The organism is Clostridium estertheticum, from assembly GCF_018861295.1.
Lineage (GTDB): Bacteria > Bacillota > Clostridia > Clostridiales > Clostridiaceae > Clostridium_AD > Clostridium_AD estertheticum_D.
Window position 1 is genome coordinate 66,141 of record NZ_JAHLDM010000010.1, and the last position, 25,112, is coordinate 91,252.

22 protein-coding genes are annotated in these 25,112 nt (G+C 31.0%); 12 read left to right on the top strand and 10 right to left on the bottom strand.

Annotation, left to right across the window (positions count from 1 at the left end; genetic code table 11):
- Positions 1–418: 418 nt before the first annotated feature.
- Entirely contained in the window at positions 419–2,245 is a 1,827-nt protein-coding gene (gene glmS, locus KPL54_RS11730; RefSeq protein WP_071614585.1) for a glutamine--fructose-6-phosphate transaminase (isomerizing), read from the top strand.
- A 232-nt stretch (positions 2,246–2,477) separates the two neighbouring features.
- Here the strand turns inward: glmS and KPL54_RS11735 are convergent, their stop codons facing one another.
- On the bottom strand, positions 2,478–3,755 hold the full coding sequence (locus KPL54_RS11735; RefSeq protein ID WP_216106728.1) for a sensor histidine kinase: 1,278 nt from the start codon (positions 3,753–3,755) through the stop codon (positions 2,478–2,480).
- A gap of 8 nt (positions 3,756–3,763) precedes the next feature.
- Positions 3,764–4,477 (bottom strand): LytR/AlgR family response regulator transcription factor, encoded by a 714-nt coding sequence (locus KPL54_RS11740; protein WP_216106729.1) that lies wholly within the window; start codon positions 4,475–4,477, stop codon positions 3,764–3,766.
- A gap of 273 nt (positions 4,478–4,750) precedes the next feature.
- Here KPL54_RS11740 and KPL54_RS11745 point away from each other — a divergent pair, with 273 nt between their 5' ends.
- Together KPL54_RS11745 and KPL54_RS11750 are read left to right on the top strand one after the other, a co-directional pair.
- Complete coding sequence (locus KPL54_RS11745) at positions 4,751–5,503, top strand: ABC transporter ATP-binding protein (RefSeq protein ID WP_216106730.1); 753 nt, start codon at positions 4,751–4,753, stop codon at positions 5,501–5,503.
- A complete protein-coding gene (locus KPL54_RS11750; RefSeq protein WP_216106731.1) occupies positions 5,481–7,541 on the top strand; it encodes an FtsX-like permease family protein in 2,061 nt (686 codons plus the stop codon). The genes KPL54_RS11745 and KPL54_RS11750 overlap by 23 nt, the downstream gene beginning before the upstream one ends.
- An 84-nt stretch (positions 7,542–7,625) precedes the next feature.
- Here the strand turns inward: KPL54_RS11750 and KPL54_RS11755 are convergent, their stop codons facing one another.
- On the bottom strand, positions 7,626–7,913 hold the full coding sequence (locus KPL54_RS11755) for a hypothetical protein (protein WP_216106732.1): 288 nt from the start codon (positions 7,911–7,913) through the stop codon (positions 7,626–7,628).
- A gap of 91 nt (positions 7,914–8,004) precedes the next feature.
- Between KPL54_RS11755 and KPL54_RS11760 the strand changes: the two genes are divergently transcribed.
- From KPL54_RS11760 to KPL54_RS26515, 5 genes are all read left to right on the top strand, one after another.
- The gene (locus KPL54_RS11760) at positions 8,005–8,196 is read left to right on the top strand and encodes a hypothetical protein (RefSeq protein ID WP_216106733.1); all 192 of its coding nucleotides are present in this window, start codon (positions 8,005–8,007) and stop codon (positions 8,194–8,196) included.
- Positions 8,197–8,233: 37 nt separating this feature from the next.
- Positions 8,234–10,201, top strand: coding sequence for an oxidoreductase (locus KPL54_RS11765; protein WP_216106734.1), 1,968 nt, complete (start codon positions 8,234–8,236; stop codon positions 10,199–10,201).
- Positions 10,202–10,228: 27 nt separating this feature from the next.
- Positions 10,229–11,374 carry an iron-containing alcohol dehydrogenase gene (locus tag KPL54_RS11770; RefSeq protein WP_216106735.1) on the top strand — a complete coding sequence of 382 codons (1,146 nt, stop codon included), beginning with the start codon at positions 10,229–10,231 and terminating at the stop codon, positions 11,372–11,374.
- Between the two features lie 156 nt (positions 11,375–11,530).
- Entirely contained in the window at positions 11,531–12,430 is a 900-nt protein-coding gene (locus KPL54_RS11775) for a LysR family transcriptional regulator (RefSeq protein WP_216106736.1), read from the top strand.
- A gap of 61 nt (positions 12,431–12,491) precedes the next feature.
- Positions 12,492–13,310: a methyl-accepting chemotaxis protein gene (locus KPL54_RS26515; RefSeq protein ID WP_290444396.1), complete on the top strand. Its 819-nt coding sequence runs from the start codon at positions 12,492–12,494 to the stop codon at positions 13,308–13,310.
- 184 nt (positions 13,311–13,494) lie between these two features.
- On the opposite strand, the gene KPL54_RS11785 is transcribed toward KPL54_RS26515, so the two are convergent.
- Genes KPL54_RS11785 through KPL54_RS11800 form a run of 4 tightly spaced genes read right to left on the bottom strand, consistent with a single transcriptional unit; the run spans position 13,495 to position 16,900 of the window.
- Complete coding sequence (locus KPL54_RS11785) at positions 13,495–14,775, bottom strand: ABC transporter permease subunit (RefSeq protein WP_216106738.1); 1,281 nt, start codon at positions 14,773–14,775, stop codon at positions 13,495–13,497.
- Positions 14,750–15,637: an ABC transporter ATP-binding protein gene (locus KPL54_RS11790; RefSeq protein WP_216106739.1), complete on the bottom strand. Its 888-nt coding sequence runs from the start codon at positions 15,635–15,637 to the stop codon at positions 14,750–14,752. Before KPL54_RS11790 ends, KPL54_RS11785 begins: the two co-directional genes overlap by 26 nt.
- On the bottom strand, positions 15,637–16,377 hold the full coding sequence (locus tag KPL54_RS11795; protein ID WP_216106740.1) for a hypothetical protein: 741 nt from the start codon (positions 16,375–16,377) through the stop codon (positions 15,637–15,639). The genes KPL54_RS11790 and KPL54_RS11795 overlap by 1 nt, the downstream gene beginning before the upstream one ends.
- Complete coding sequence (locus tag KPL54_RS11800; protein ID WP_216106741.1) at positions 16,340–16,900, bottom strand: RNA polymerase sigma factor; 561 nt, start codon at positions 16,898–16,900, stop codon at positions 16,340–16,342. Before KPL54_RS11800 ends, KPL54_RS11795 begins: the two co-directional genes overlap by 38 nt.
- 224 nt (positions 16,901–17,124) lie before the next feature.
- Here KPL54_RS11800 and KPL54_RS11805 point away from each other — a divergent pair, with 224 nt between their 5' ends.
- A complete protein-coding gene (locus KPL54_RS11805; RefSeq protein ID WP_216106742.1) occupies positions 17,125–17,880 on the top strand; it encodes an AAA family ATPase in 756 nt (251 codons plus the stop codon).
- A 64-nt stretch (positions 17,881–17,944) separates the two neighbouring features.
- Here KPL54_RS11805 and KPL54_RS11810 read toward each other — a convergent pair whose 3' ends face one another.
- Both KPL54_RS11810 and KPL54_RS11815 read right to left on the bottom strand, forming a co-directional pair.
- Entirely contained in the window at positions 17,945–18,982 is a 1,038-nt protein-coding gene (locus KPL54_RS11810) for a hypothetical protein (RefSeq protein ID WP_216106743.1), read from the bottom strand.
- 15 nt (positions 18,983–18,997) lie between these two features.
- A complete protein-coding gene (locus tag KPL54_RS11815; RefSeq protein ID WP_216106744.1) occupies positions 18,998–19,987 on the bottom strand; it encodes a phosphodiester glycosidase family protein in 990 nt (329 codons plus the stop codon).
- Positions 19,988–20,407: 420 nt separating this feature from the next.
- On the opposite strand from KPL54_RS11815, the gene asrA reads away from it, so the two are divergent.
- Genes asrA through asrC form a run of 3 tightly spaced genes read left to right on the top strand, consistent with a single transcriptional unit; the run spans position 20,408 to position 23,167 of the window.
- Complete coding sequence (gene asrA / locus KPL54_RS11820; RefSeq protein WP_216106745.1) at positions 20,408–21,415, top strand: anaerobic sulfite reductase subunit AsrA; 1,008 nt, start codon at positions 20,408–20,410, stop codon at positions 21,413–21,415.
- Positions 21,416–22,207 (top strand): anaerobic sulfite reductase subunit AsrB, encoded by a 792-nt coding sequence (gene asrB, locus KPL54_RS11825; RefSeq protein ID WP_216106746.1) that lies wholly within the window; start codon positions 21,416–21,418, stop codon positions 22,205–22,207.
- Between the two features lie 12 nt (positions 22,208–22,219).
- Entirely contained in the window at positions 22,220–23,167 is a 948-nt protein-coding gene (gene asrC / locus KPL54_RS11830) for a sulfite reductase subunit C (protein WP_216106747.1), read from the top strand.
- A gap of 157 nt (positions 23,168–23,324) precedes the next feature.
- On the opposite strand, the gene hcp is transcribed toward asrC, so the two are convergent.
- Positions 23,325–25,043, bottom strand: a complete 1,719-nt coding sequence (gene hcp / locus KPL54_RS11835) for a hydroxylamine reductase (protein ID WP_216106748.1) — start codon at positions 25,041–25,043, stop codon at positions 23,325–23,327.
- Positions 25,044–25,112 lie beyond the last annotated feature (69 nt).

Below are 25,112 nucleotides of genomic sequence, written 5' to 3' on the forward strand. Positions count from 1 at the left end.
AAAAGCGCCAGGACTCATAATGAGAATAATTATGAGTTGACGAGGATGGGGAGTATCGAATCTTCGGCGGATGCCCCGCGGTAGCGCACTACCGTTAATGATTGATAAAAGCGAGGAGTGATTTTCGTGACAAGATCAATCTGGTGTTAAAACCTTTATAAATATTACGATGCCAATAGGCAATATGCATCGTCTTTGGGTGACAAGTAGTATCTAAAGGGGATGAATAGTGATTATTGGTGATGAATTAATTAAGTATGATATTCATCTATGATTACAATTATGTAATGCGAATTGCTTCATATAATAAATTTATGTGTAGGCAGTAGCAATACTATTTCAATAATTGTGAATAAAATGGTTGATAAATGTGCTTAATTGATTTGCGAAAAATTATAAATTTGAGAGGAAGATGAATATGTGCGGAATAGTTGGATATTTTGGAATAAAAGAGGCTCAAACAATATTGATTGATGGGCTTAGAAAATTAGAATATAGAGGATACGATTCAGCAGGAGTCGCAATTATAGATAATGGAGTTTTAAATGTTACTAAATGCAAAGGAAGACTTGCAAATTTAGAAGCTGAATTATTAGAAACCCCACTTAAAGGTACTGTTGGAATAGGTCATACAAGATGGGCTACTCATGGTAAGCCATCAGATGAAAATTCTCACCCACACACTAATGAAAAAGGAACTATTAGTGTAGTTCATAATGGGATTATCGAGAACTATATCCATTTAAGAGAATGGTTAATGGCAAAAGGATATAAATTTGTATCTGAAACTGATACAGAAGTTGTACCACATCTTATAGATTTTTATTACAAAGGAAACATTGTTGAAGCTGTAAAGAAGGCTACTGCAAAAATGGAAGGTAGCTATGCAATAGCAGTATTATGCAGTGATGAACCAGATAAATTGATAGCAGTAAGAAAAGATAGTCCATTAATAGTAGGACTTGGAGAGAATGAATTTTATGTAGCATCTGATATACCAGCAGTGCTCAATCATACAAGAGAAGTATATTTATTAGAAGATAATGAATTTGTTGTTATCTCGAATGATGGCATAAAGCTTGAAGATATAGAAGGCGACATTATAAATAAAGAAGTTTTTCATGTAACTTGGGATGCAGCTGCAGCTGAAAAAGGTGGATATGAACACTTTATGATTAAAGAAATCCATGAACAGCCAAAGGCAATCAGAGATACAATGACTTCAAGAATAGTTCTTGGACAGCCGATAACTTTAGATGATATAAATATAACTAAAGAACAAATTAAGAAATTGGATAAAATATATATTGTAGCATGCGGAACTGCATACCATGCAGGGGCTGTAGGTAAATATGTCATAGAAAAACTTGCAAGAATACCAGTAGAACTTGATATAGCGTCAGAATTTAAATACAGGGATCCAATAATTGATAAAAACACATTAATGATAGTTATTAGTCAATCAGGAGAAACTGCAGATACTATGTCAGCATTAAGACTTGCAAAGGAAAAAGGAGCAAGAGTAATAGCTGTAACTAATGTTGTTGGTAGTGCGGCTTCAAGAGAAGCAGATGATGTACTATACACATGGGCAGGACCAGAAATAGCTGTTGCATCTACTAAAGCTTACGCAACTCAGCTTATAGCAATGTATATAATTGCGCTATTCTTTGCTCAAAATAAAGAAACTCTAAGTATGGATAAAATTGAAGAAATTAAAGCAGCGATGCTAGAACTTCCAGAAAAGGCAGAAGAAATGCTTAAAGACAAAGAAACTATACAAAAGTTTACAGCAAAAACTTATATGCATAAGGATATGTTCTTCATAGGACGTGGGCTTGATTATGCAGTTGCACTAGAAGGTTCATTAAAACTAAAAGAAGTATCTTATATCCACTCAGATGCATATGCCGCAGGAGAGCTTAAACATGGGGCAATAGCACTTATGGAAGAAGGAACTATAGTTATAGCATTAGCTACTCAAGAAGAGCTATTTGGTAAAATGGTAAGTAACATGCGTGAACTATCGACTAGGGGAGCAAAAGTATATGCTTTCGCACCAAAAGGTCATACTGAAATTGAAAAATCAGTTCATGCTGTAACTTATGTACCAAAAGTATTGGATATATTAGCACCAGTAATATCAGTAATTCCACTACAATTATTAGCATATTATATGGCAATTCAAAAGGGTTGCGATGTTGATAAGCCAAGAAATCTTGCAAAATCGGTAACTGTGGAATAGGGTAAAATGTTAGAAAATTAAATTTTGTGTATATTGAAAAAAGTCTTTAAGTAAAAATTCATATATTAAGGTATTCATGAATAAATTCTTGCATTATTATTAAAGGTAAAAAACCATCAGATTTTTAATTCTGATGGTTTTTTATTTTTACGTTGAACTAAAGTATGTATGTTCTAAGAATGCATCAATATTGTCATGCTCTAGATAGTTATTTGAATATTAGTAAAAACCTTTATAACTTTATAAAAAGCGTTATTTTGAAAGTATTATCTGTGTATTCTGTATCAATATCTCCACTATATTTAGATACCACAGTTCTAATGATATCCACGCCATATCCATGTATTTGGTTGTTTTTTTTATTAGAGATAAACCTCATACCATTTACTTTTATCTGATTTATCTTTGAGTTTTCAACCTCATAAACAAAATAGCCTTTCTCCGTATTTGATTTAATATTTATATATCTCAATTTTTTATCTTGTATTTTTAAACATGCTTCTATTGCATTATCAATAGTATTTGAGAATATGCTACACAAATCCGTTTGAGAAATATTTAATTGTTCAGGAACATAAATATTCATGTTGATATTTATACCCAAATCAATAAACTTTTTGTACTTATTATTCAAGATTGAATTTGCTATTTTGTTCTCACAAAATGTATGAGGTGACATTGGAATTATACTTTCTGTCACTGTGTCAAGGTAGCTTCGTGCTTCTTCTATATTATCCTCATATAAAAATGAATTTATAACTCCTAAGTGATTTTTCATATCATGCAATATTTTCTTTGTGATATTCTGATTTTCTTCTATATCAGTATAATGTTCCATCTGCATTACTAATTGTTTATTTAAGGAGTCAGCTTTGGAACCTAAAGCAATTTCTTTAATAACATAAAACATAGCAATAATACCTAAAATATATAATGTCATTATCGTAATGACAGTGAGATTATAAAAAGTACTTGTCTTAGATATAAACGGAACAATGCTAAAAACAATGGATGTGAAGGTAGCTAAAGACATAGTACATATGAGTGCCCATATTTTGATGGATAAAATTTCTTTAGCCCATAATACAACCTTATAAAGCGTAAAATATATTAAAATAAAAATCAGAACTCTTAAAGAAGCTTCAACTATGTCATTAAATTTATATTCGTAGATGGGAAAAAAAGAAGCTATTCTAGCAGCCAACATTTTCACACTTACAGAGATGGTGGAAACCATGGACACGGCACAAATCTTTTTTATTTTTACGTCTTTATAAAAGATTAATCCTATAATCAAGTAGATAACAAATATATATATAATATTTTCAATATCTCCTGACTGAAGAGGTATCGTACACATCACTAATAAGGCAAAAAAATTTAATGCAGAAAATATTTTTGAGTCTCTTTTCGTTAAAAATGCATTAAGTAATTTAAATAAAATTATTGTTTCTATAATAGAAATAATAATTAAAATAATGATTGGAATAATAATTGCAAGTATATCCATAAAACACCCTACCTCAGTATTTGTTTTGCAAACGTTATTAAAGTTTTTTTATATCTGTTTCTACTTATTGGAACGTTGTATCCAAGTGTAGTAATAGCATGATTTTGTTCAATGGTACTAATATTGGATAGGTTTACTAGATAACTTTGGTGACAGCGCACAAAATTTCTATTAATGAGTTCTTTTTCTATATTATCAAGTTTTGAATAAAATTCATATTCTCCTTGATTACAGATCAGTCTAATAATCCGCTTATCACTAACAAAATATATTATATCCGAAAAGTTTATCTTATGAGTTTTATCTTTAAAACTTATTATATATACATCGTTTTTTATCATATCCAAACTATCAAGAGCTTCTTTAAAGACCTTAGCTACTTTGTCAATTTTAAAAGGTTTTAGTATATAATTGAAGGCTCTTACGTTATAACCTTCGAATACATATTCCATAAGTCCTGTTACAAAAATAATTACAGCAATTTTATTTGTTTTTCTGATTATTTTGGCAGTATCTATTCCTGATATCTTTTTCATTTGAATATCTAAAAATATTATATCAAATTTATATGAATTGTCTTTTAAGCTATTAATTAATTGTTCTCCGCTTTCATAATCATTTATTTTAACTTCGAGGTTGTTTTCTTTAATTTGGCCTGTCAAAATAGTTTTCAGCATATTTCTTTGTTTAATTTCGTCTTCACATATAGCAATTCTAATCAAATTAATCAACCCCTTTTTTTAATATCCAATTATGTTGTTATATTAACGATTTAAGAATAAGTTTTAACAATAATTGAGAAAATAATTCCATATTTATTAATATTATAACATAATTAATAAGCGCATCCAGTGATTCTGGTTTGTATATAACATAAAGATAACCAAGATTTACATTATATATACCAAGAATTACATGAGCTCATTTTTTTAGATTGAATACTTTATATTAGGCTGATAGTATGAAGTTGCAATACTAATAAAAGGAGGAAAAATATGTTAACCATAAAAGAATTAAAAAAAATTTTTGTATCAAAGGGTAGTGAATATATTGCACTTCAAAGCTTAAATTTAAGTGTGAAAAACGGAGAATTTGTAGCTGTCATGGGACCTTCTGGCAGTGGTAAAACCACATTGCTAAATTGCATATCTGGATTTATGACGGCGGATGCTGGAGAGATTATTTTGGATGGAGAAAATATCTTAAACATTGGGGAAGAGAAATTAGCAGATGTAAGACAAAATAAGTTAGGTTTTGTATTTCAAGACTTTATGTTAATTAACGGATTAACTGTATTAGAAAATATCTATTTACCACAAATTATTGCGAATAAAAACATGAAACTAATGGAGAAAAAAACAAAAATATTATTAGATGCATTTAGAATAGGAACGATAAAAAATAAATACCCTAATGAAATATCTGGTGGAGAGAAACAACGAGTAGCAATAGCAAGAGCACTTTCAAACAACCCATCCATTCTATTAGCAGATGAACCAACAGGAAACTTGGATTCTAAGTCAAGTTCAGCAGTAATAGAAGCTTTTATAGATGCAAACAAAAATCTAGGAGCAACAATATTTATGGTTACTCATGATGCTTTTGCAGCATCTCATTCAGATAGAGTAGTGGCACTAAAGGATGGACAAATTGTCAAAGAACTAGTTAGAAACACACCTCCTAGAGAATTTTTAAATGATATTTTAAATTTCATGAAGGGAATAAATGGTGAGACTTATGACGCTTAACGCTATTGTTAGAAAGTTATTTAAAAATAATATAAAGCAATACGCTCTGTTTATTTCTTCAATCATATTTGCAGTTGCAATGATTGGAGGATATGGAATTCTCCAATTTAGTCCAACAGTTACCAAAGTACTCATGGATGGTGGTTCGACGCAGCAAATTACGTTAAGCATGTTTGCATTTACATTAATAGGAACATTTGTATTTGTAATATATGCTTATTCATTATTTATAAGACATAAGTCAAGGGAAATAGGTGTTTTCATATCTCTTGGAATCAGACGTTGCAATGTATGCAAAATTGTTATGAAAGAGCTGAATATAATTTTCTTAACAGCTACATTATTGGGATTACTCTTTTCAATATTAATTTCATGGCTAAGCTGGACTGTTTTAACCTTATTTCTAAAAACAGAGGAAACAGCTTTTTCTATTGGATGGATTGGAATCGCCATTGCAAGTTCATTTTCAATTTTATGCATGATTATTACTAGAGTACTAACTTCAAGGTATATCAAAAAGATAGATATAATAAAGATACTTAAGGCTGAAGAACAGGTTGAAAATGTTAAAGGGGATAGTTTTATTTTGGGTTTAATTGGTGCAGTAATGATACCTGTAGGAATCATTCTATGTACTTCAAGCAATAAGCTATATTTTTTAATAGCATCTTTAGTGGGGTTGTATTTATTCATAGTACAGATTACATCCATAGGTGTTTTGTTTAAAAAAATTAGTCCTAGCTATTATTACAAAAACATTGTGTTTTTTAATTTGATAAAATCAAAGGGAAAACAATATACTTTACCATTATTTGTCTCAACTATTCTAATTGGAGTTGGAATTTTTGGTATTGCCTTTAGTTCTGTTCCAATGATATCGGGTATTTTAAGTACAATTTATGTTGATCCTTATGATTATATGGTTAAAGTAGGATTTCAACAAGGAGGTTTTAATGAAAGTGATATAAAAAAATTAGCAATAGATAATAATGTTACACTTAAGGACTTCAAGAAGTTTGATACAATCATTTTAGGTGAGTATTTTAAAAAATATAATGAGTGGGGACCTATCAATTTTGTAAGTGAAGAAACTGTATATAAACTTACTGGCAAAAAATTCGATATTGATCCAGGTTCTTATGTTACGATTATATCTGCTGATGAAAATAGTGATTCAAGTAAATATCACTCACAACCTATTGGGCCTATAACTCTACTAAATCCTACTACCAAAAAAGAATTAACTCTTAATAATAAAGGAATAAAATTTATCGATAAGATTATGAATTCGGATACAATGTTTGATCGAAAAAGTTTTTGTGTTATGGATACTGCTTTGTTTAATAAGTTGCACAATGAGATGAAAAAAGAATATATATTTAAAACATATATATTCAATACACTTAATTGGAGGGAAACAGGTGTTTTTAGTAATGCATTATTTAATTCAATAATTAAATTTAGCGGGGGGAAATGGTGTCCGAACTATAGTACTGGGGTTATATTTGATAGAATAAGAAAACAAGCACCAAACGAACCAGTAAATTATGAATATAAGGCGTATAAGGAAAATAGCTTTGAGGCAAATAGATTGTGGGAATTTACACCATATTCAAGATATCACATATTTAATAGTGGCATTTCTGATTTCGCTGTTTATTTATTGCTTACTTTATATATTTCTATAATCGCAATTGTTTCAGCAATTATGACAATCGGTCTTAAAATATTAAATACAATGTGGCAGGATAAGTTAGTATATAAAAATATTACATTCCTCGGAGTAAGAAAAACTAAGATAAAGTCAATTATATCAAAACAAGTTGCTTTAATATACTTTGTTCCAGTAACACTAGGAACTATTATCACTTTATTTTTATTTAAGTCAATAATGAATGCTGAGTTTAGGGCGTTTTCAAATGTATCATTTTTATTTGCTTGTGGATTATCTTTATTAGTAGTTTTAATCCAAGTTGGATTATTTTTTGTAATTAGAAAGCAGGCTATTAAAGAATGTGTTAAGTTCATAGATGTGTAAATTAGAATAACATGTAACAAAGTTATGCGAAATCAAAAGAAAGTCTCCCACTTCTACAAGTGGGAGGATAACAATTGAAAATTGTCATTTCGTTCCTTTTACTAAATCTTCTTTTGTAACATTATAAAGACTAAAAAAGTATCCTTTTTTCTGTGTTAGTTCATCAAAACTACCTATCTCCTCTATCCTTCCATTGTTAACTACTATTATCTCATCATACATTCTGAGTATTTCATCAACAAGTTTATGTGTAACTACCATACATGTCAATTCATCAATATCTAAAATTGATTTTTCTATATTATACGCCGTCTCATTATCAAGTGATGATGTTGCTTCGTCAAGGATAAGAATTGGAGTGTTTTTAATCAATGCTCTTTAATTTCGATATATATTTAAAGATAGTTATCCAAAGTTTTTGAAATTGAATAAAGAAAAATATCATGAAAGGATGATAGAACATATGAATATCGAGGCGATGAAAATGGTAGAACGTGGGGAGATTTCATTAGGTTTTGTTGCGTACATATGTTTAAAATATCTGGAAGTATTCAAAATAGGATTTACATGTAAAAAATGTGGGTATTTTTTTGTGGCTACCACAAAAAATAAGTGTTTCTCAAAGAGTGTAGAAAGCGTTAAAATTATAACATAAAACCGATTGCAATAATAAAATTTAAGGAGGAAATTATATGTTTAATAATCTCTTTTCAAAAGGAAAAATAGGTTCTATGGATACGAAAAACAGAATTGTAATGACATCCATGGGTAACCATTTAGGAAATATTGATGGTACCATGTCAAAAGCAGATATTGCTTTTTACGGTGCTAGGGCAAAGGGCGGTGTAGGGGTTATCTTTACAGAGGTATCAATGGTTGAGGAGTCAAGAGGCAGGGGTAACTTATGCCAAATTTCTGTAGCTGATGATAAATACATACCTGGCTTAAAAGAATTAGCAGATGAGATTCACAAATATAATAGCAAAATAGTAATTCAAATATATCATCCAGGCAGACAAGGAATAAGTGCTGTTAATGGAAATTTACCAATGCTCGCACCTAGTGCTATTGAATGTCAATGTGTACATCAACCAACTGTGGCTATGACAACAAAAGAAGTCGCTGATATGGTCGAAAAATTCATATTAGCGGCAGTAAGAGTTAAAAAATCAGGTATAGATGGTGTTGAAGTCCATGGAGCTCATGGATATCTAGTAAATCAATTTTTAAGTCCTCATACAAATCATAGGGTCGACAAATATGGTGGAAGCTTTGAGAATAGATTGAGATTTTTAGAGGAAATAGTAATTGGCATTAAAGAAAGATGTGGAAAAGATTTTCCATTAGTTGTTAGATTGTCTGTTGATGAGTTTTACGAAACTATTGGGCTTCCAGAGGAAGGGTTACACCTTAAAGATGGCGTAAAGATAGCAGAGCGTATGGAACAATTAGGTGTAGATGCAATAGATGTTAGTTCAGGGACTTATGAAACTATGAATACAGCTTGGGAGCCTAGCTCATTTGACCAAGGGTGGAAAATAAATTTAGCAGAAACAATTAAAAAATCAGTTAAGATACCAGTAATTGGAGTTTCTGTTATTAGAGACCCTGAGTATGCCAATCAAATTATAGCAGATGGTAAAGTAGATTTTGTTGGTTCTGCAAGACAACATTTTGGAGATCCAGAATGGTCAAATAAGGCTAAGGAAGGCAGAACTAATGAAATCAGAAAATGTATATCATGTCTTCACTGTATGGAAGTACTTATGTCTTCTGATATTACTAAATTACCTTGTCAGTGTGCTATTAATATTCAAAGTGGTAGAGAATTAGATTATAGTAATTTTGTAGAAGATGGTGATGGAAGAACTGTAGCTATAATAGGTGCAGGACCTGCAGGATTAGAAGCCGCAAGAGTTCTTGCAATGAGAAAATTCAAACCTGTAATATTTGAAAAATCAGATAAAATAGGTGGTCAACTAGAATTTGCAAATAAGCCTCCTAAAAAAGAAAAAATAAATTGGCTTATAGATTATTTAAGAGTACAAAATGAAAAATTAGGCACAGAAATAAGATTAGAGACTACACCTACGATAGAGGATTTAAAAGAATTAAATCCTTATGCAGTATTTGTTGCACAAGGCTCAAATCCAATAATGCCAAAGTCTATATCAGGTATTGATGGTAAAGAAGTTTTATCAATTACAGATATATTAAGTGGAAAAATTAAATTAAAAGGCAAAAAAATTGGTGTGGTAGGTTCAGGTATGACTGGCCTCGAAACAGCAGAGTTATTAGCGGAAACGGGTAATGAAGTTAGCTTGTTTGAAATGGCTGATAATATAGGACCAGGATTATTCTTTCAAAACCTTATTGATATAATGGGTAGGACTTCAAAAGATGGTGTCCATCTTTATCCTAAACATAAATTAATTAAAATTGAAAATGGAAAATTAACTTTTGAACTTATGGAAAACAATGAAATTAAAGATTATTCCTTTGATAATGTTATTATTTCACTTGGAACTAGGTCTAATAATAAATTAATAGAAGAGATTAATATAAATTTCGATATAGTCAAGATATTAGGTGATGCATCTAAACCAGGCAGAATTAGAAATGCAATGGAAACTGGTTTTGTTAATGCATATAATTTATAAAAAATAAATAGATGGAGGTACAATATTATGGGAAGATATGCGCAAACTTGTCCAATTATTTGTGGAGCAGGAACAATTAGTTTATTAGGTGAAGAAGCAAAAAAACTAGGTTGTACAAAAGTAATGATAGTATCAGATGAAACTGTTGCACAATTAGAAGGATATGCTAAGGCAAAACAAAGCTTGATAGATTCAGGTATAGAAATTGTAGAATTTAAAAAAGTAATTGCCGATCCACCAGATTATATAATAAATGAAGGTGGAGAAATAGCGAAATCAGAAAAAATAGATGGTATAGTTGCAATTGGTGGGGGAAGTCCTATGGATGCAGCTAAAGGCATAAATGTATTAGTTAATAATCCAGGACCTGTTAATAAGTATTTTGGAAATCCTTTTTATACGCCTGGAGTTCCTGTGATAATGGTAGTTGCAACTGCTGGAACAGGAAGTGAGAGCACATCTATTGGGGTAATAACAGATACAATAAATAATGTTAAAAATTCTGTTATTTGTAATTCTACTTTAGGTATATTAGATCCAGAAATAACTATATCTATACCAAAAGATATAACAGCTAATACAGGTATTGATACAATGTCACATGCAGTAGAAGCAATTACAGCAAAAGATCCTAATCCTAAGTCAGAACTTTTAGCAACGGATGCTATAAAAAAAGTAATGAAGTACCTTCCAATAGCTACGAGCGATGGTAAAAATATTGAAGCTAGAGAAAATCTTTTGCTTGCAAGTAATTTTGCAGGACTTGCGTTTAATGATGCATTAGTACATATAGGACATGCTATTGCCCATTCAGTTGGTGCTAAGTTCCATGTTACACATGGAGTAGTATGCGGTCTTGTAATGCCTGAAGTTATGAAGTATGCTGCTGATTTTAAAGCAGATAAAGTTAAAGTAGTTGGGGAAGCTATGGGTATTAGCTTTAGCGGAAATGAAACAGATATAGAAATTGGTGATGTCGTAGCTGCAGAAATGCGTGAATTTGTAAAAAAAGTAGGAATTAAATCCTTAAAAGAGTTAGGAATAGTAAGAGAAGAATTAATAGAAATAGCAGAAATGGTATTAGCTGATGCATGTTATAATTTCGTACCAAAACAATTAACTAAAGAAGAAGTTCAAGTAATTCTTGGAAATATGTACGATAATTATAAATAATAGTTACTTTTCACAAAAATATTTTGTTATATAGTCTATAATGGACTTGTATCCTATATAAGCATATGAGATAAAATAACAATTAAGTATGCTAGCATGCTTAATTGTTATTTTTTTTGAACATGACTAAATAATATTTAGTTTTAAGGAGGATTTATGAATATAAATTCATTAAAATATTTTGTGAAAGCATGTAAAGATAAAAATTTCACTAAATCATCTAAAGATCTTTTTATAACACAACAAGCATTTAGTAGGATAATTAGCAATTTGGAAAAGGAATTAAGTACTCCGCTTTTCAAAAGAAATTCTCGTGGTGTTGAATTAACACAAATAGGCGAATATATTTATCCAAAAGCTGATAAGCTTATTAAGGAGTTTGAGGATTTTGAAGATGATATTAATGAAAAGGTACAATTTAAAAAGAAAAAAATAGATATAGGGTTCGCTCCAGGAACTCTTAGAACATTAGGAAGTAAATATATAGTTGAATTTAGTAAAGAGTTTTTAGATATTGACATTGTAATACATGAATATACAGATATTGCATGTGAGGCTAATGTATTAAATGGTAGTATTGATATGGCATGTACTATAAATCCAATGAATACCATTGATTTTTCCTATTATAATTTAAAAAAGGATTATTTAGTAGCAGTAGTTAATAAAAATAATCCTATTGCTAAAAAGCAGAGTATAAATTTTACAGATTTACGAAATGAAAAACTTATTCTGTTGGACGAAACATTTCGAATACAGTCCTTAATAATGGAAAATTTTATAGAGGCAGGATTTGAACCTGACATTTTAGTTAAATGTACTTTCGACTTATTAATAGCGTATGATTTTGTAGCTTTAAATAAGGGCGTATTTATTTTTGTGAATTGTTTGGCTAATACAGATGCTTATGATGAGATATGCTGCGTCAAAATGAAGACTCCAACTGCTATGTGGGATATAGGGTTTCTTATAAAAAAAGATATAATAATAAGTAAAAATATGAAAATATTTATGAATTATTTCCTAAATAGAAATAATCAAAAAATTATTATATAATATCTACATAAGGTTAATAATCAAAGTACAACAATAAAATATAATGAAAGAAGGTATTAATATGAATGAAATTTTTGATGCTTACAAGCTAGTATTACCTCAATTAAAAGAGATGTTACAAGAGGACATATCTATAGCATTATGTGATACTACAAAAATCATAAAAAACTATGCTGCGGACTCCTTCAGTATTCCGGGTAATGAGGGTGACATTCTTAAACCGGGTGAGCCTATATGGGAGGCAATTAATCAAAACAAGTTAATGGTTGGAATAGTACCAAAAGAATATTATGGATTTTCTTTTCAAGCAATTTCTTATCCAATTAGAGATAAGAATGGACAAGCTATAGGATGTGTTGCTATAGGTAAAGATTTAACAAATAAGATTAATTTTGAAGAATCTACTGAAAGTTTATTTGCTACACTTGAGCAAACAAATGCGAGCATACAGGAACTTAATCAAGGTTCGGAAAAATTATTTTCAATAATAAATGATATTGTAAAATCTGTGAAGGAATCAGAAAAGAGTATTCAAAAAAATGCAGAAATAGTTAAGTCAATACACGATATAGCAACTCAGTCAAATCTATTAGGATTAAATGCAGCAATTGAAGCTTCAAGAGCTGGAGAATTTGGTAGGGGATTTTCTGTTGTAGCTACTGAAATGAGAAAACTAGCTCATATTAGCAAGCAATCAGCTGATAATGTTTCTAAAGATTTAGAAGAAATGAAAAAAAATATGGATGCAGTTTTAGAAATAGTAGATAAAGCAGTTGAAGTATCAGAAAGTCAAAATCTTACAACCAAAGAAATATCATCTGCATTAGAAGAAATTACAAAAAGTTCAGAAAAAATAGTAACTCATGTAAAAGAACTTTAAATGAATTTGCATGTATTTTATTGTTTATGAATAAATGCTTGTATTATATATTAAAGGTGAAAACCCACCAGATTTAATTCTGATGGGTTTTGTATACATTTTTTATATAGTTGTCAAAAAAATATTAACTTAAGTATAATCGCCCTTTATTACGTTTTGCTGCTAAAAAATAGGAAATAGCCTATCATGATACCTGATGTTTTCGAAATGATCTATAAGCAAAAGGTAATAATAAACTTATAAATATACCATATAAAACAGGAAGTATCTGATAAGGTGTAAATACCTTTCCTCCAAAGTCATAAAGTGTAAATGTCTGCAGCAATCTCCAACCCAGCAGCATCTGAGATGGTAACATGTTTAAAACTTTATCCCAGAAGCTTCCTACAATTAAAAACTGATCAATGGTTGAAGGAAGCATGATGATTAGACCTAGCAAAATAATCGTTGCAAATGATGTTTTTACTTTAGATGAAAGGAACATAGCCAAACTACTAATAAATAGGCAGCCTACATAACCCAAAAGTAATACCATCAAAAGAGCCTCACTGTTTGTGATATGATAAAAACTTTTCCAACCATAGGAAGACGCCTGAATTTGGGAATTACCGCCCTCAAAGCCAAATATCATAAAAATAAAACCAAAGACTATACATACAGTTATCCAATATACCAAAGATGTGGATAACAAGCCAGCAAACAGCTTATATATAATCCCTTTTTTCTTTCCATGCTCAGTAGTAAGTAAGATTACATCGCTGCCTGTTTGATATTCTACAGAAAATATTGGTGCCATTAAAATACAAATTACAAATGACAAAGCAAAAATTACTGTTGCACTCTTTTCCAATGCATTCAGCCAACCATCTGCATAGGAATACTTAAGTGGTGTAGTTAAGTTTTGGGCAGAATTTATCAAATATTCTTTCTCGTTTTTTGTAAGGCGGCTTGATTCATCACTAGCCAGCAATTCTTTTAAATTATTAACCCGATTCGAATAAAATCTACCTGCATCATCAACACTTAATCTGTCAATAATGTTAGAATCATAGAAATGGATTTTACAATAAGAATCCGTAATTAGGTCCTGTATATCCATAAATCCCTGTTTTTGATAAAATTGCATATTTAAAAGCTGAGTGTCCGATTTTGAAAGGTGAGTACCTGATTTGGAAATACCAGCATATTTACTATCTGAATTGATTTCATGATTTTCTTTTATTATATTTCCAATGAATTTTTCTGTTACAATACCATTCCATTTCATTTTTTCATTCTTAACTAAGTTTATTGCTTTAATTCCGCTAATGCCATTTCCAGCAGCATCAGCAACATCAGCCCATGTTGCTCGGACACTAGAAAATATCGAGATTCCTAAATAAACTGCTAATATTATTAAACTTATAATTGCACTCCTTTTACAAAATATTTTTTTCAGTTCATATTTCAAAATTTGCAATTTCATTCACCTCGCCAAAGTAGTATATAAACAAATCTTCTAAAGTAGGCTCAGTCTGTATAGCTGAGGGTGACGGTTTTGTTTCTGAAATAATTCTAAGTTCAACTTTTTCCCCACTTATCTTTTCATTGCTGAATAGGTAAGTGGAACGCAATTCTTCTGCCTCTTTTGAATCTGCTAAACAACTCCATGTCTTACCAATTACTTTAGATAGTAACTTTTTCATGTCTCCCTGAGCAATAATACTTCCCTCTTTCATAATTAAGATTTCTTTTGCTATAGATTCTAAATCTGACACAATATGAGTAGACAATAAAATAATTCGTTCCTCAGCAATGTGACTGATGAGCGAACGGAACCGAATTCTTTCTTTTGGATCTAGTCCTGCTGTTGGCTCATCTAATATTAAGATCTCCGGATCATTTAAGACTGCCTGGGCAATCCCAAGCCTTCTCTTCATTCCACCGGAAAAAGTTTTTATTTTTTTTCTTCTGACTTTTGTTAGTGAAACTATGTCTAATAATTCATTTACACGTTTTTTTGCTATCAAAGGTTTTAATCCCTTCAATGCAGCTATATATAACAGGTAATCCTCAGCAGAAAATCCCGGATAATACCCAAATTCTTGTGGTAGATATCCGATGATTCTTCTATATCTTTCATCCATGTCTTGGATATCTTCATCATCATACTGCACTGTTCCGCTAGTAGGTGTAACTAGCGTGCAAAGCATTCTCATAAGAGTTGTCTTACCTGCACCATTAGCTCCTAAGAGCCCATATACTCCTTTTTCTAATGTAAAACTTACATGATTAACAGCCGTGTTTTCTTTGAAATTCTTACATAAATTATTTACTTGTAATTGCATTAGCACACCTCCAAATAAGATCTACTTGATTCCACAATTCTTTTTCCCGCAAAAATAAGATACCCCAGAGAAAGAACCAAAAGTACATACCATGTTCTCATCTGCAGCAATTCATATACATGATAATCGTTCACCAGTAGATACCAAAAACCCGCTCCACTTATACAGCTGCCTACAGCGAGGAGTTCTGAACATATTTTTCTTTTGCTCCATAACAAGGAAAAACAGATGCAGCAATTAAAATTAAAGGGTACAAAGAAATAAATCACTGCATCATAGAGTGAAAATCCACCTATATGCACTGTTATTAGAGTTAATATAGTTACTAATATCAAATCTAACATTCCTACTAATACTAATCTTGAAAGATATAGCTTTCGTAAGTCAAAGTATGTTGTATTTTCTACTTCATAGGTATTAGTTGATATATTTTTCCATAGTTCTGGTATTGAAAATACAATCAACAGTGATGCATAGATGGCATAATAGCTCACTTTATTTTCACTTATACCTTCACATAAGTTCATGAAACCCAAACTAAAAGTAGCTACAAAAAAAACAACAAGCTGTGTAAGCCAATACTTTTTACTCAAAAATAACATTTGCTGAAATAGAAATTCTAAGCTGTTCATGGGTTCTAAAAGCATTTGCTTGCGATATTCCTTTTTAGCAGCATCAATTGTTTGAATCATCTTTTTTTCATCATAAACTGGAATTTTCTGATTTGAATGAATATCCATAAAAATCCTCCTTATCTATACTTTTATGTAACAGCTTTTTACTTTCTGAGAGACGATATTTTACTAGTGAAATATTAATATTCAATATTTCTGCAATTTCTCGAATCTTTAGATTTTGAAAATAGTATAAGAGAATTACTTCCTTGAACTCCTTTGGTAACCTAGAAATCTCCTGATCCAAGGATACTTTTAGCACAATTTCTTCTTGCACTTCTTTCAAATTCATTATTTTGTCTTCCACATGGCAGGTGGATATTTCTTTATGCTTTTTATATTCATTTTTACATAAGTTTCCTGCAATAATATAAAGATAGTTTTTTGCCTTACCCTTGTGAATATAGCTGTTAAAATGTTTAAAAAAGCTAATAAAAGTATCTTGTGTAACATCTTCAGCCTGCCATTTATCAGAAAGTCTATAATAACAGTACTTATATATTTCGTTATTATACTGCTTTACAAAATCATTAACTGCAGATTCATCGCCACGCTTCATTCTTCTTATTAGAAAAAAGTCCTTGTTCACTGCTTTACCTCCTTTTGATAGATTAAAAAGTGCTTTTCATTATGTATAACAACTTATGCAAACAAAAAGTCAGGATAATTTTTATTTTTTCTTATAGTAATATATAAAATCAATAAATCTAGTATGATATAATTGCTTATATACTGTATAGAATGTTTTGAATCCAGGGCACATATATGGTATTAAGTGAAAATATAAGATGACAAATTAATAGGAGAATAAACATGGAATTTTTAGAGTGTAATCAATATCTTAGAAGGTTAGAACTTAAAAGAGAAAGTGTTGGGTCTTTTTCAAATTATCCCTTCTGTTTACCTACCATAAAGAATTTATCAAGTTTAGATTTTCATCCAAAAGTAACATTTATTGTAGGGGAAAATGGTTCAGGTAAATCTACAATTTTGGAGGCAATAGCAATTGCTTGTGGGTTTAATCCTGAAGGTGGAACAAATAATTTTAACTTTTCATCCATGAACACGCACTCGGAATTATACAAATATATAAAGTTAGTTAAGGGAGTAAAAAAACCAGAGAATGGATTTTTCCTAAGAGCAGAGAGTTTCTATAACCTTGCGAGCAATATTGATGAAATTGATAGAGAGGGAGGACCAAGGCTTGTGTCTTCATACGGAGGTCAATCACTACATAAACAATCACATGGAGAGTCCTTTTTTGCTGTGTTTATGAATAGGTTTGGTAGTAATGGACTGTATATATTAGACGAGCCAGAGGCTGCTTTATCTCCATCAAGGCAGATGTCGATGATTACAAGAATTCATGAGTTAGTTAATATGGGTTCTCAATTTATTATTTCAACTCATTCTCCAATTATAATGGCTTACCCAGAATCAACTATTTATGAAATAAAAGATAAGATGGAAGTTGTTAGATACGAAGAAACTGAAAACTATCAGATAACGAAAAACTTTATTAATAATAGGGATAAGATGCTCCGTATTCTAATTGATGGTCTTAACTAGAATATAAACCCCCACCATTAGATGAGGATTTAAAATATTAACATCAGGATACAATAATATAAATTTAAGGTAAATTTACTTTTTTGATAATTCCATTATCTATTGAAATTATTTTAGTATCAGTTATTTCTATAATTGTTCCATCATAAGAAGTCTTTTTCTTAGATACTTGATTAGTAACATAACCTTCTAAATTACTATCTATAAATATAGCACCACTTTTAGTTACACTAATGTGCTTTTTATCTACAGGGGAATTAAGTACTATGGAGGTCCATTTCTTTACAGATTTATCTGTAGCCCCGTACATTATCTTATAAACTTTTCCATTTTTAAGAGCACCTATATATATATTATCATTGTTAGCTGTATTTAAAAGGCACGCTTGTATATTGCCTAGACTCCAATCCATATTTGAAACCTTTATTAAGTTGGTTGAAGTATCTTCATAAATAAGATTTGGTTTATGATCAAACGTTCTAATTCTTCCAATATGTTTAGAGTTAAAAATACGACTAATTTCTCCATTAACATCAATATAAAATACATCGCTTGTCAAGCTGTTCCGCACGACTTTTATATAAGATATATACATTTTAGGTGACATTTGTATATCGCTAATAGTATCGTCCTTATTAGCTGTGGTAAATTTTACGTCCTTATTGTTTGAGTCGGTGGGGGTTTGTACTTTATTAGTATCAGCGTTGTAGGTAAAAGTGTTAATAGTAATCTTCTTGTTTGATTTTTTTTCGCATATGGACATGGAATCTATGTCCGGCTTCCACTTACTATAAATTATCTGTGAATTGTCTATATCACCAACTATATTGGATTTACCCGTATATGAATTAATAACTATTAGTTTAGAATTATCATAATAGGAAATATATTTACCATCAAAAGATGACTGGATTTTACTCGCGGTAGTTGGTATTTTTATAGAAAGATGTAGATCAACTTCTTTGTGATTTTTAACTATTTCCTCAGTTACCTTAGTATTGAGTAATGTTTTTTGATAGTATTTATCAGATATAAAAAATATACAACTTTGTAATACTAGTGCAAGGATACTCCAACCCACTATTCTTTTAAATATTTTCATAAATAATAATCTCCTTTAAGGTTCCACATAAATTGAGGTGGCAACATACCTTTCACCATTCCAACCATGAGGGCTATTTACTAATGCGCCATCTTGATACATTGTGCTAGAAAAACCACCATCTAGGTTAGATGCGTTGACAGCACCGTGCTTTAGTAGCTCGTCTTGGATATCCTTAAGTGTAGCACCTGATTTTTTAAGATTTGCACGCCCATCCATTACAAGAAACAAAATTGTTCCGTTAGCAGTTTGACCGATGGCCGTTCTTGGTTGGAAACCATCAGCAGCAGCATCTTCATCATTAATTTGGCCTTTACCATTAATAATTAGAACAGGAGGTCTAAAACATAAAGCTTCTGTAACATTTAATTTTTTAAGTTCATTAACATTGTAATTACCAACTATAAGTTTCCCTTTATCTGTGAATGCTGTAACGCTTTGCTTAGTAGTATCATTACTATCATTAGAAATTACTTTCCCATTACAGATTAGAAAACCGCCCGCATAAGCACCTGTACCTCCAAAGCTACCTTTGTTGTTATCAGTAAAAGATCCTCCATTTATTGCTGCTACTGCATTATGTCGCTTTGCCATTTCACTTGTTTTTTCGCCCTCTACCTTTAAATTTTTACTCCGTGCTATTTTGACTTTTAAGGGATTGGGAATTTCTAACAGATATCCGTCATATCTTCCTGAATCTGGATGCAAATTATATCTAATTATCTCATTACTTGATTTCTTATCAATATTAATAGCTGCTATGCTAACCTTTGTATCTTCTTTAATATTACTTTTATTAGTTATTTTATTTATCTCGGCTGTAGATAAAAAGGTAGTGGCTAAATATTGATGTCTAGTTCCCATAATTGTAGCGACTACAACCTTCTTTAAGCTAGTGAATGGTCCTCTAAAGACATAAAATGGTGCTGTTACAGCGGTGAATAATGTCATATACAATATGAAAATTATTACTGGTTTTAATTTTCCATCTTTATTTTTGGACATTATAATCCTCCTTTTAATAGTTTCTTAAGGTAATACCATATAATTGGATTAAACCAATGTATTATTTGAAGTGTTCCTGATATACAACTTCATATTATATATTACACATGTAATATATAATTGTCAATATATACTTTTTGTTGTAAAAATAGGGAACAAAAATAAAAGATTAATAGATTGAAGTTAATATTTTGTTATAATTATACTTTACTTAAGGAAATGATATAGTTTGTTTAGTGAAGGGGTTAGAAAGGGTAGTACAGCAGTATTTATTTTAAAAGTGTGTGATGGAAGTCACATACTTTTATTTTTTTTTGAAATACAATGGATATAAGTAGTTTTAAGTTTAATTTAAATAGTGAATTAATTAACAAAGATTGATAATTAATTTAAATTATTACAATGGAGGCGATTATATTTATGGGATTTAGGTTGAAAATAGAGAAGTTTGATGAGCATCTTGAAAGATTAAGAGATAAATATAAGGTATATGCACCAGTAAAGATTAAGGGAAAGGGAACTTTTGCGGACACAGATACAATTAGATATAAGGAAATAGAAAGTATAGAAGAAATAGAATTTAATACCAAATCTACTTTTTCGCCAAAGGAAATAATACTTCCGATTACTCAAACATTATTTTACTTTACTGAAGATGAATGCAAAGAGCCGAAATGCGATGAAAAAAAAATACTAATTTTTTTAAGAAGTTGCGATATACATGCAATGAAGAGGCTTGATGAAGTTTATTTAAGAAATGGCGACGAGGATTATTATTACAAAACTTTAAGAGAAAAAGTTAAATTTGTGCTTATGGGTTGTAGTGATAGCTTCGAAAACTGCTTTTGTGCCAGTATGGGGTCTAATAAGACAGAAGAGTATGACATGTACACTAAAATTAAAAATGATGAAGTTTTTGTGGAGTGTAAATCCGAGGAGTTAATGAATTATTTTAATAAAGATATAGAAGGCACAATTGTGGTAGAACCTGAATATGTATCAAGTAATGATATAAAGGTTACTATCCCTGAAAACTTAGATCAAAGAGTTTTTAAATCTAAAATGTGGGATGAATATTCTTCAAGGTGTATTGCCTGTGGAAGGTGTAATTTTGTCTGTGGAACATGTTCGTGTTTTACTATGCAAGATGTTTTTTCGAAAGATAACAAGAATGTAGGAGAGAGAAGGCGAATATGGGCATCTTGTCAGGTAGACGGGTTTAGTGACATGGCAGGAGGGCACGGTTTTAGAAAAGATAAAAAAGATAGGATGAGATTTAAAGTTATGCACAAGGTATATGACTTTAAAAAGAGAGCCGGATATCATATGTGTGTAGGTTGTGGTAGATGTGATGATATATGCCCTGAATATATATCTTTTGCGTGTTGCGTTAATAAACTAAATGAAGCTATGAATGAGGTGGAGTAAATGAAAAACATATATATGCCTTTTAAATCTAAGATACTTAATATAAAGAAGCATACAGAAACAGATTATACTTTTAGAATGGAGTTCGTTGGCGCGGTAAAGCCAGGTCAATTTTTCGAAGTGTCTATACCTAAATTTGGCGAGTCACCTATATCTGTTAGTGAAATAGGTGATGGTTATGTAGACCTTACAATAAGACGTGTAGGAGTGGTTACAGATGTAATTCATAGTTTCTTTGTAGGGGGAACTTTGTATCTAAGGGGACCATACGGAAATGGTTTTGATGTGAATATATATAAAGGTAAAGAAATTATTGTAGCTGCAGGCGGAACTGGACTAGCGCCTGTAAAAGGAATAGTGGATTATTTTGCAAAACATCCAAAAGAGTGTAAGGACTTTAATGTAATGGCAGGATTTAAGTCACCGGCCGATATCTTATTTAAGGATAATTTTAAAATGTGGGAAAAGAGTATTAATGTTACCTTAACTGTGGATAGTGCAGATGATGATTATACTGGAATTGTGGGACTTATAACAAAGTATATTGATGGTATTCCGGTTGACAATATGGATGAAGTACAAGTAATTGTAGTAGGACCTCCTATGATGCTTAAGTTTACAGTGGCTGGGTTTATAAAAAAAGGAGTAAAAGAAAAAAATATATGGGTATCTTATGAGCGAAAGATGTGTTGTGGAGTTGGAAAATGTGGACACTGTAAAATTGATGATACGTATATATGTTTAGAGGGTCCTGTTTTTAATTATTTGGATGCAGTTCATTTAGTAGATTAGGAGGGATAAATTATGGATATAAACACTAAATTGCTTAAAAAGAATGCGTTTAGAATAACCAAAACAAGAGGTAAAACTGCTATAAGAATAAGGGTGCCTGGTGGGCATATAGAGGCTAAACATTTAGAAGTTTTACAAAAAGTAGCAGAGATTTATGGAGATGGAACTCTTCATATAACTACAAGGCAGGGTTTTGAAATACCTAATATTGATATGGATAAAATACCAGAGGTTAACGAAATGGTTCAATCTGTAATTGAGGGTCTTGAAATAAATCAGATATCGCCAAGTACCGGATATTCAGCTGCAGGTACTAGAAATGTTTCAGCATGCGTGGGAGCAAATGTCTGTCCTTTTGCAAATTATAATACAACAAACTTTGCGAAAAGGATTGAAAAAGAAATTTTTCCTAACGATTACCATGTAAAGGTGGCTTTAACAGGTTGTCCTAATGATTGTATAAAAGCTAGAATGCAAGATTTCGGAATTATAGGAATGACAGAGCCGCAATATGAATTTTATAGATGCATCAGTTGTAAATCTTGCGTAAATAACTGTAAAAAAAGAGTTGTTGGTGCTCTTAAAATGGAGAATTTTAAAGTTGTTCGTGATAATGACAAATGTATTGGTTGTGGAGAATGTATAGGAAAATGTCCAACATCAGCCTGGAGTAGAAGTATAGAGAAATATTATAAACTTGTAATATTGGGTAGAACGGGAAAGAGGAAACCTAGACTTGCCCAAGATTTTATAACTTGGGTAGATGAGGAAAGTATTATTAAAATTATAAAAAATACTTACTCATACATTGAAAAATATATGGACGTAGATGCACCAGGAGGAAAAGAACATATAGGGTATATTGTTGATAGAACAGGATACCCAGTCTTTAAGGAATGGGTTTTAAAAGACGTGACCCTGGGCGAAAAAGCTAAGGTTGAAGAATTTATTAATTGGTAATAACAAAAGTATGCAGAAAAAATTCTGCATACTTTTTATTTGAGAGCTTTTTATGTTAATTGAATAATAAACAAATAAAAAATGTTAAAGCTCTTAAGCTCTAACATTTTTTTTATTACTTATATTAGAAATAAATGTAATTTCCAAGTGCTAAGTGCTAAGCACCCATGAACATATCGATATCATCATCTACATTACTTATTCCACCAATACCAAAGCTGTCAACCAATACTTTTACCACATTTGGTGATAGGAAGGCTGGAAGAGTTGGTCCTAAGTGAATATTTTTAACTCCTAAGTGTAATAATGCAAGTAATACTATAACTGCCTTTTGTTCGTACCATGCAATATTATAAGAAATAGGAAGTTCGTTTATATCATCGAGTCCAAATACTTCTTTAAGTTTAAGTGCTATTACAACTAATGAATATGAATCATTACATTGACCAGCATCTAGTACTCTTGGAATTCCACCAATATCACCTAAATCTAACTTATTATATTTATATTTAGCGCAACCAGCTGTAAGAATAACTGCATCCTTTGGTAGCTTTCGAGCAAATTCTGTGTAGTAATCACGACTCTTCATTCGTCCATCGCAGCCTGCCATTACAAAGAATCTCTTTATTGCCCCGCTTTTAACAGCGTCCACAATTTTGTCTGCAAGAGCTATTACTTGATTATGAGCAAAGCCTCCTACTATTTCACCTTTCTCAATTTCCTTAGGTGCTGCGCATTTTTTAGCTTGTTTAATTATTTGAGAAAAATCTTTCGCTCCTCCATTAACTCCATCAGCTATATGCTTAACTCCTGGAAAACCTGTTACTCCAGTAGTGTATATTCTATCTTTATAAGATGGTTTTGGAGTCACAATACAGTTTGTAGTCATAAGTATTGGCCCGTTGAAGCTTTCAAATTCCTGGTTTTGTTTCCACCATGCATTTCCGTAATTACCTACCAAGTGCTTGTACTTTTTAAATGCAGGATAATAGTTAGCAGGTAGCATTTCACTATGAGTGTATATATCTACTCCAGTGCCTTCAGTTTGTTTAAGTAACTCTTCTATATCTTTTAAATCATGTCCGCTAATTAATATAGCAGGATTAGTTTTAACTCCTATATTAACTTTTGTTATTTCAGGATTTCCGTAACTTGTGGTGTTAGCTTTGTCTAGTAATGCCATGGCATCCACACCGTACTTACCACATTCAAGTACTAGAGCTACAAGTTCATTCACTCCTAGAGTATCATCCAAAGTAGAAGCTAATCCCTTTTGAGTAAATGCATGAAGTCCTTCATCGTCATATCCAAGGTTATTGGCATGCTTAGCATATGCAGCCATTCCTTTAAGTCCATAAATTAGAAGTTCTCTTAAAGATCTTATGTCCTCATTTTCTGTTGAGAGCACGCCGACTGTTGCTGCTTTTTCATCAAATGCTTTTAAGTCATTAGAAAACCAAACCGCAGCATCAGGTAAGTTTAATTCTTCCTCGAAGCTAAATCCAAAGGTATTAAATATCTTTTTAAGCCAGCTAGCATTTTCGCCTTTATCACTTAACTTAATACCAGCTTTAAGAAGTTGATTCTTTAAACCGTCTCTTAAACTTAAACCTTTTCTAATTCTTTCAATAAATACATTTCTATCAAAATTTGCATTAGTTATAGTTGCAAATAAACTTTCCATTATAAAAGTATCTACTTCTTTATTAACGATACCATTCTCTCTAGCACGTACTCCGTATATAGATATTCCTTTAGTTATATAAATTAGTAAATCCTGAGCCTTTGCGAGGCTTTCAGTCTTACCACAAACTCCCTTTACCGTACAACCTGTGCAATTAGCTGCTTCTTGACATTGATAACAAAACATAGCCATATAAATAACCTCCATTTTTTCTTTTGCATGTACTGTTCGTGCTTGCTTTATGAGATTATTATATCGTCT

Bases quoted from the DNA above. Each gene is read 5' to 3' on its own strand.
- KPL54_RS11750 (WP_216106731.1), top strand. From the start codon at position 5,481: ATGGTGAGACTTATGACGCTTAACGCTATTGTTAGAAAGTTATTTAAA.
- KPL54_RS11735 (WP_216106728.1), bottom strand. From the start codon at position 3,755: ATGGATATACTTGCAATTATTATTCCAATCATTATTTTAATTATTATT.
- KPL54_RS11785 (WP_216106738.1), bottom strand. From the start codon at position 14,775: ATGAAATTGCAAATTTTGAAATATGAACTGAAAAAAATATTTTGTAAA.
- KPL54_RS11795 (WP_216106740.1), bottom strand. From the start codon at position 16,377: ATGGATATTCATTCAAATCAGAAAATTCCAGTTTATGATGAAAAAAAG.
- KPL54_RS11790 (WP_216106739.1), bottom strand. From the start codon at position 15,637: ATGCAATTACAAGTAAATAATTTATGTAAGAATTTCAAAGAAAACACG.
- KPL54_RS11810 (WP_216106743.1), bottom strand. From the start codon at position 18,982: ATGAAAATATTTAAAAGAATAGTGGGTTGGAGTATCCTTGCACTAGTA.
- KPL54_RS11760 (WP_216106733.1), top strand. From the start codon at position 8,005: ATGAATATCGAGGCGATGAAAATGGTAGAACGTGGGGAGATTTCATTA.
- hcp (WP_216106748.1), bottom strand. From the start codon at position 25,043: ATGGCTATGTTTTGTTATCAATGTCAAGAAGCAGCTAATTGCACAGGT.
- glmS (WP_071614585.1), top strand. From the start codon at position 419: ATGTGCGGAATAGTTGGATATTTTGGAATAAAAGAGGCTCAAACAATA.
- KPL54_RS11775 (WP_216106736.1), top strand. From the start codon at position 11,531: ATGAATATAAATTCATTAAAATATTTTGTGAAAGCATGTAAAGATAAA.
- KPL54_RS11765 (WP_216106734.1), top strand. From the start codon at position 8,234: ATGTTTAATAATCTCTTTTCAAAAGGAAAAATAGGTTCTATGGATACG.
- KPL54_RS11815 (WP_216106744.1), bottom strand. From the start codon at position 19,987: ATGTCCAAAAATAAAGATGGAAAATTAAAACCAGTAATAATTTTCATA.
- KPL54_RS11770 (WP_216106735.1), top strand. From the start codon at position 10,229: ATGGGAAGATATGCGCAAACTTGTCCAATTATTTGTGGAGCAGGAACA.
- KPL54_RS26515 (WP_290444396.1), top strand. From the start codon at position 12,492: ATGAATGAAATTTTTGATGCTTACAAGCTAGTATTACCTCAATTAAAA.
- asrA (WP_216106745.1), top strand. From the start codon at position 20,408: ATGGGATTTAGGTTGAAAATAGAGAAGTTTGATGAGCATCTTGAAAGA.
- asrC (WP_216106747.1), top strand. From the start codon at position 22,220: ATGGATATAAACACTAAATTGCTTAAAAAGAATGCGTTTAGAATAACC.
- KPL54_RS11805 (WP_216106742.1), top strand. From the start codon at position 17,125: ATGGAATTTTTAGAGTGTAATCAATATCTTAGAAGGTTAGAACTTAAA.
- asrB (WP_216106746.1), top strand. From the start codon at position 21,416: ATGAAAAACATATATATGCCTTTTAAATCTAAGATACTTAATATAAAG.
- KPL54_RS11745 (WP_216106730.1), top strand. From the start codon at position 4,751: ATGTTAACCATAAAAGAATTAAAAAAAATTTTTGTATCAAAGGGTAGT.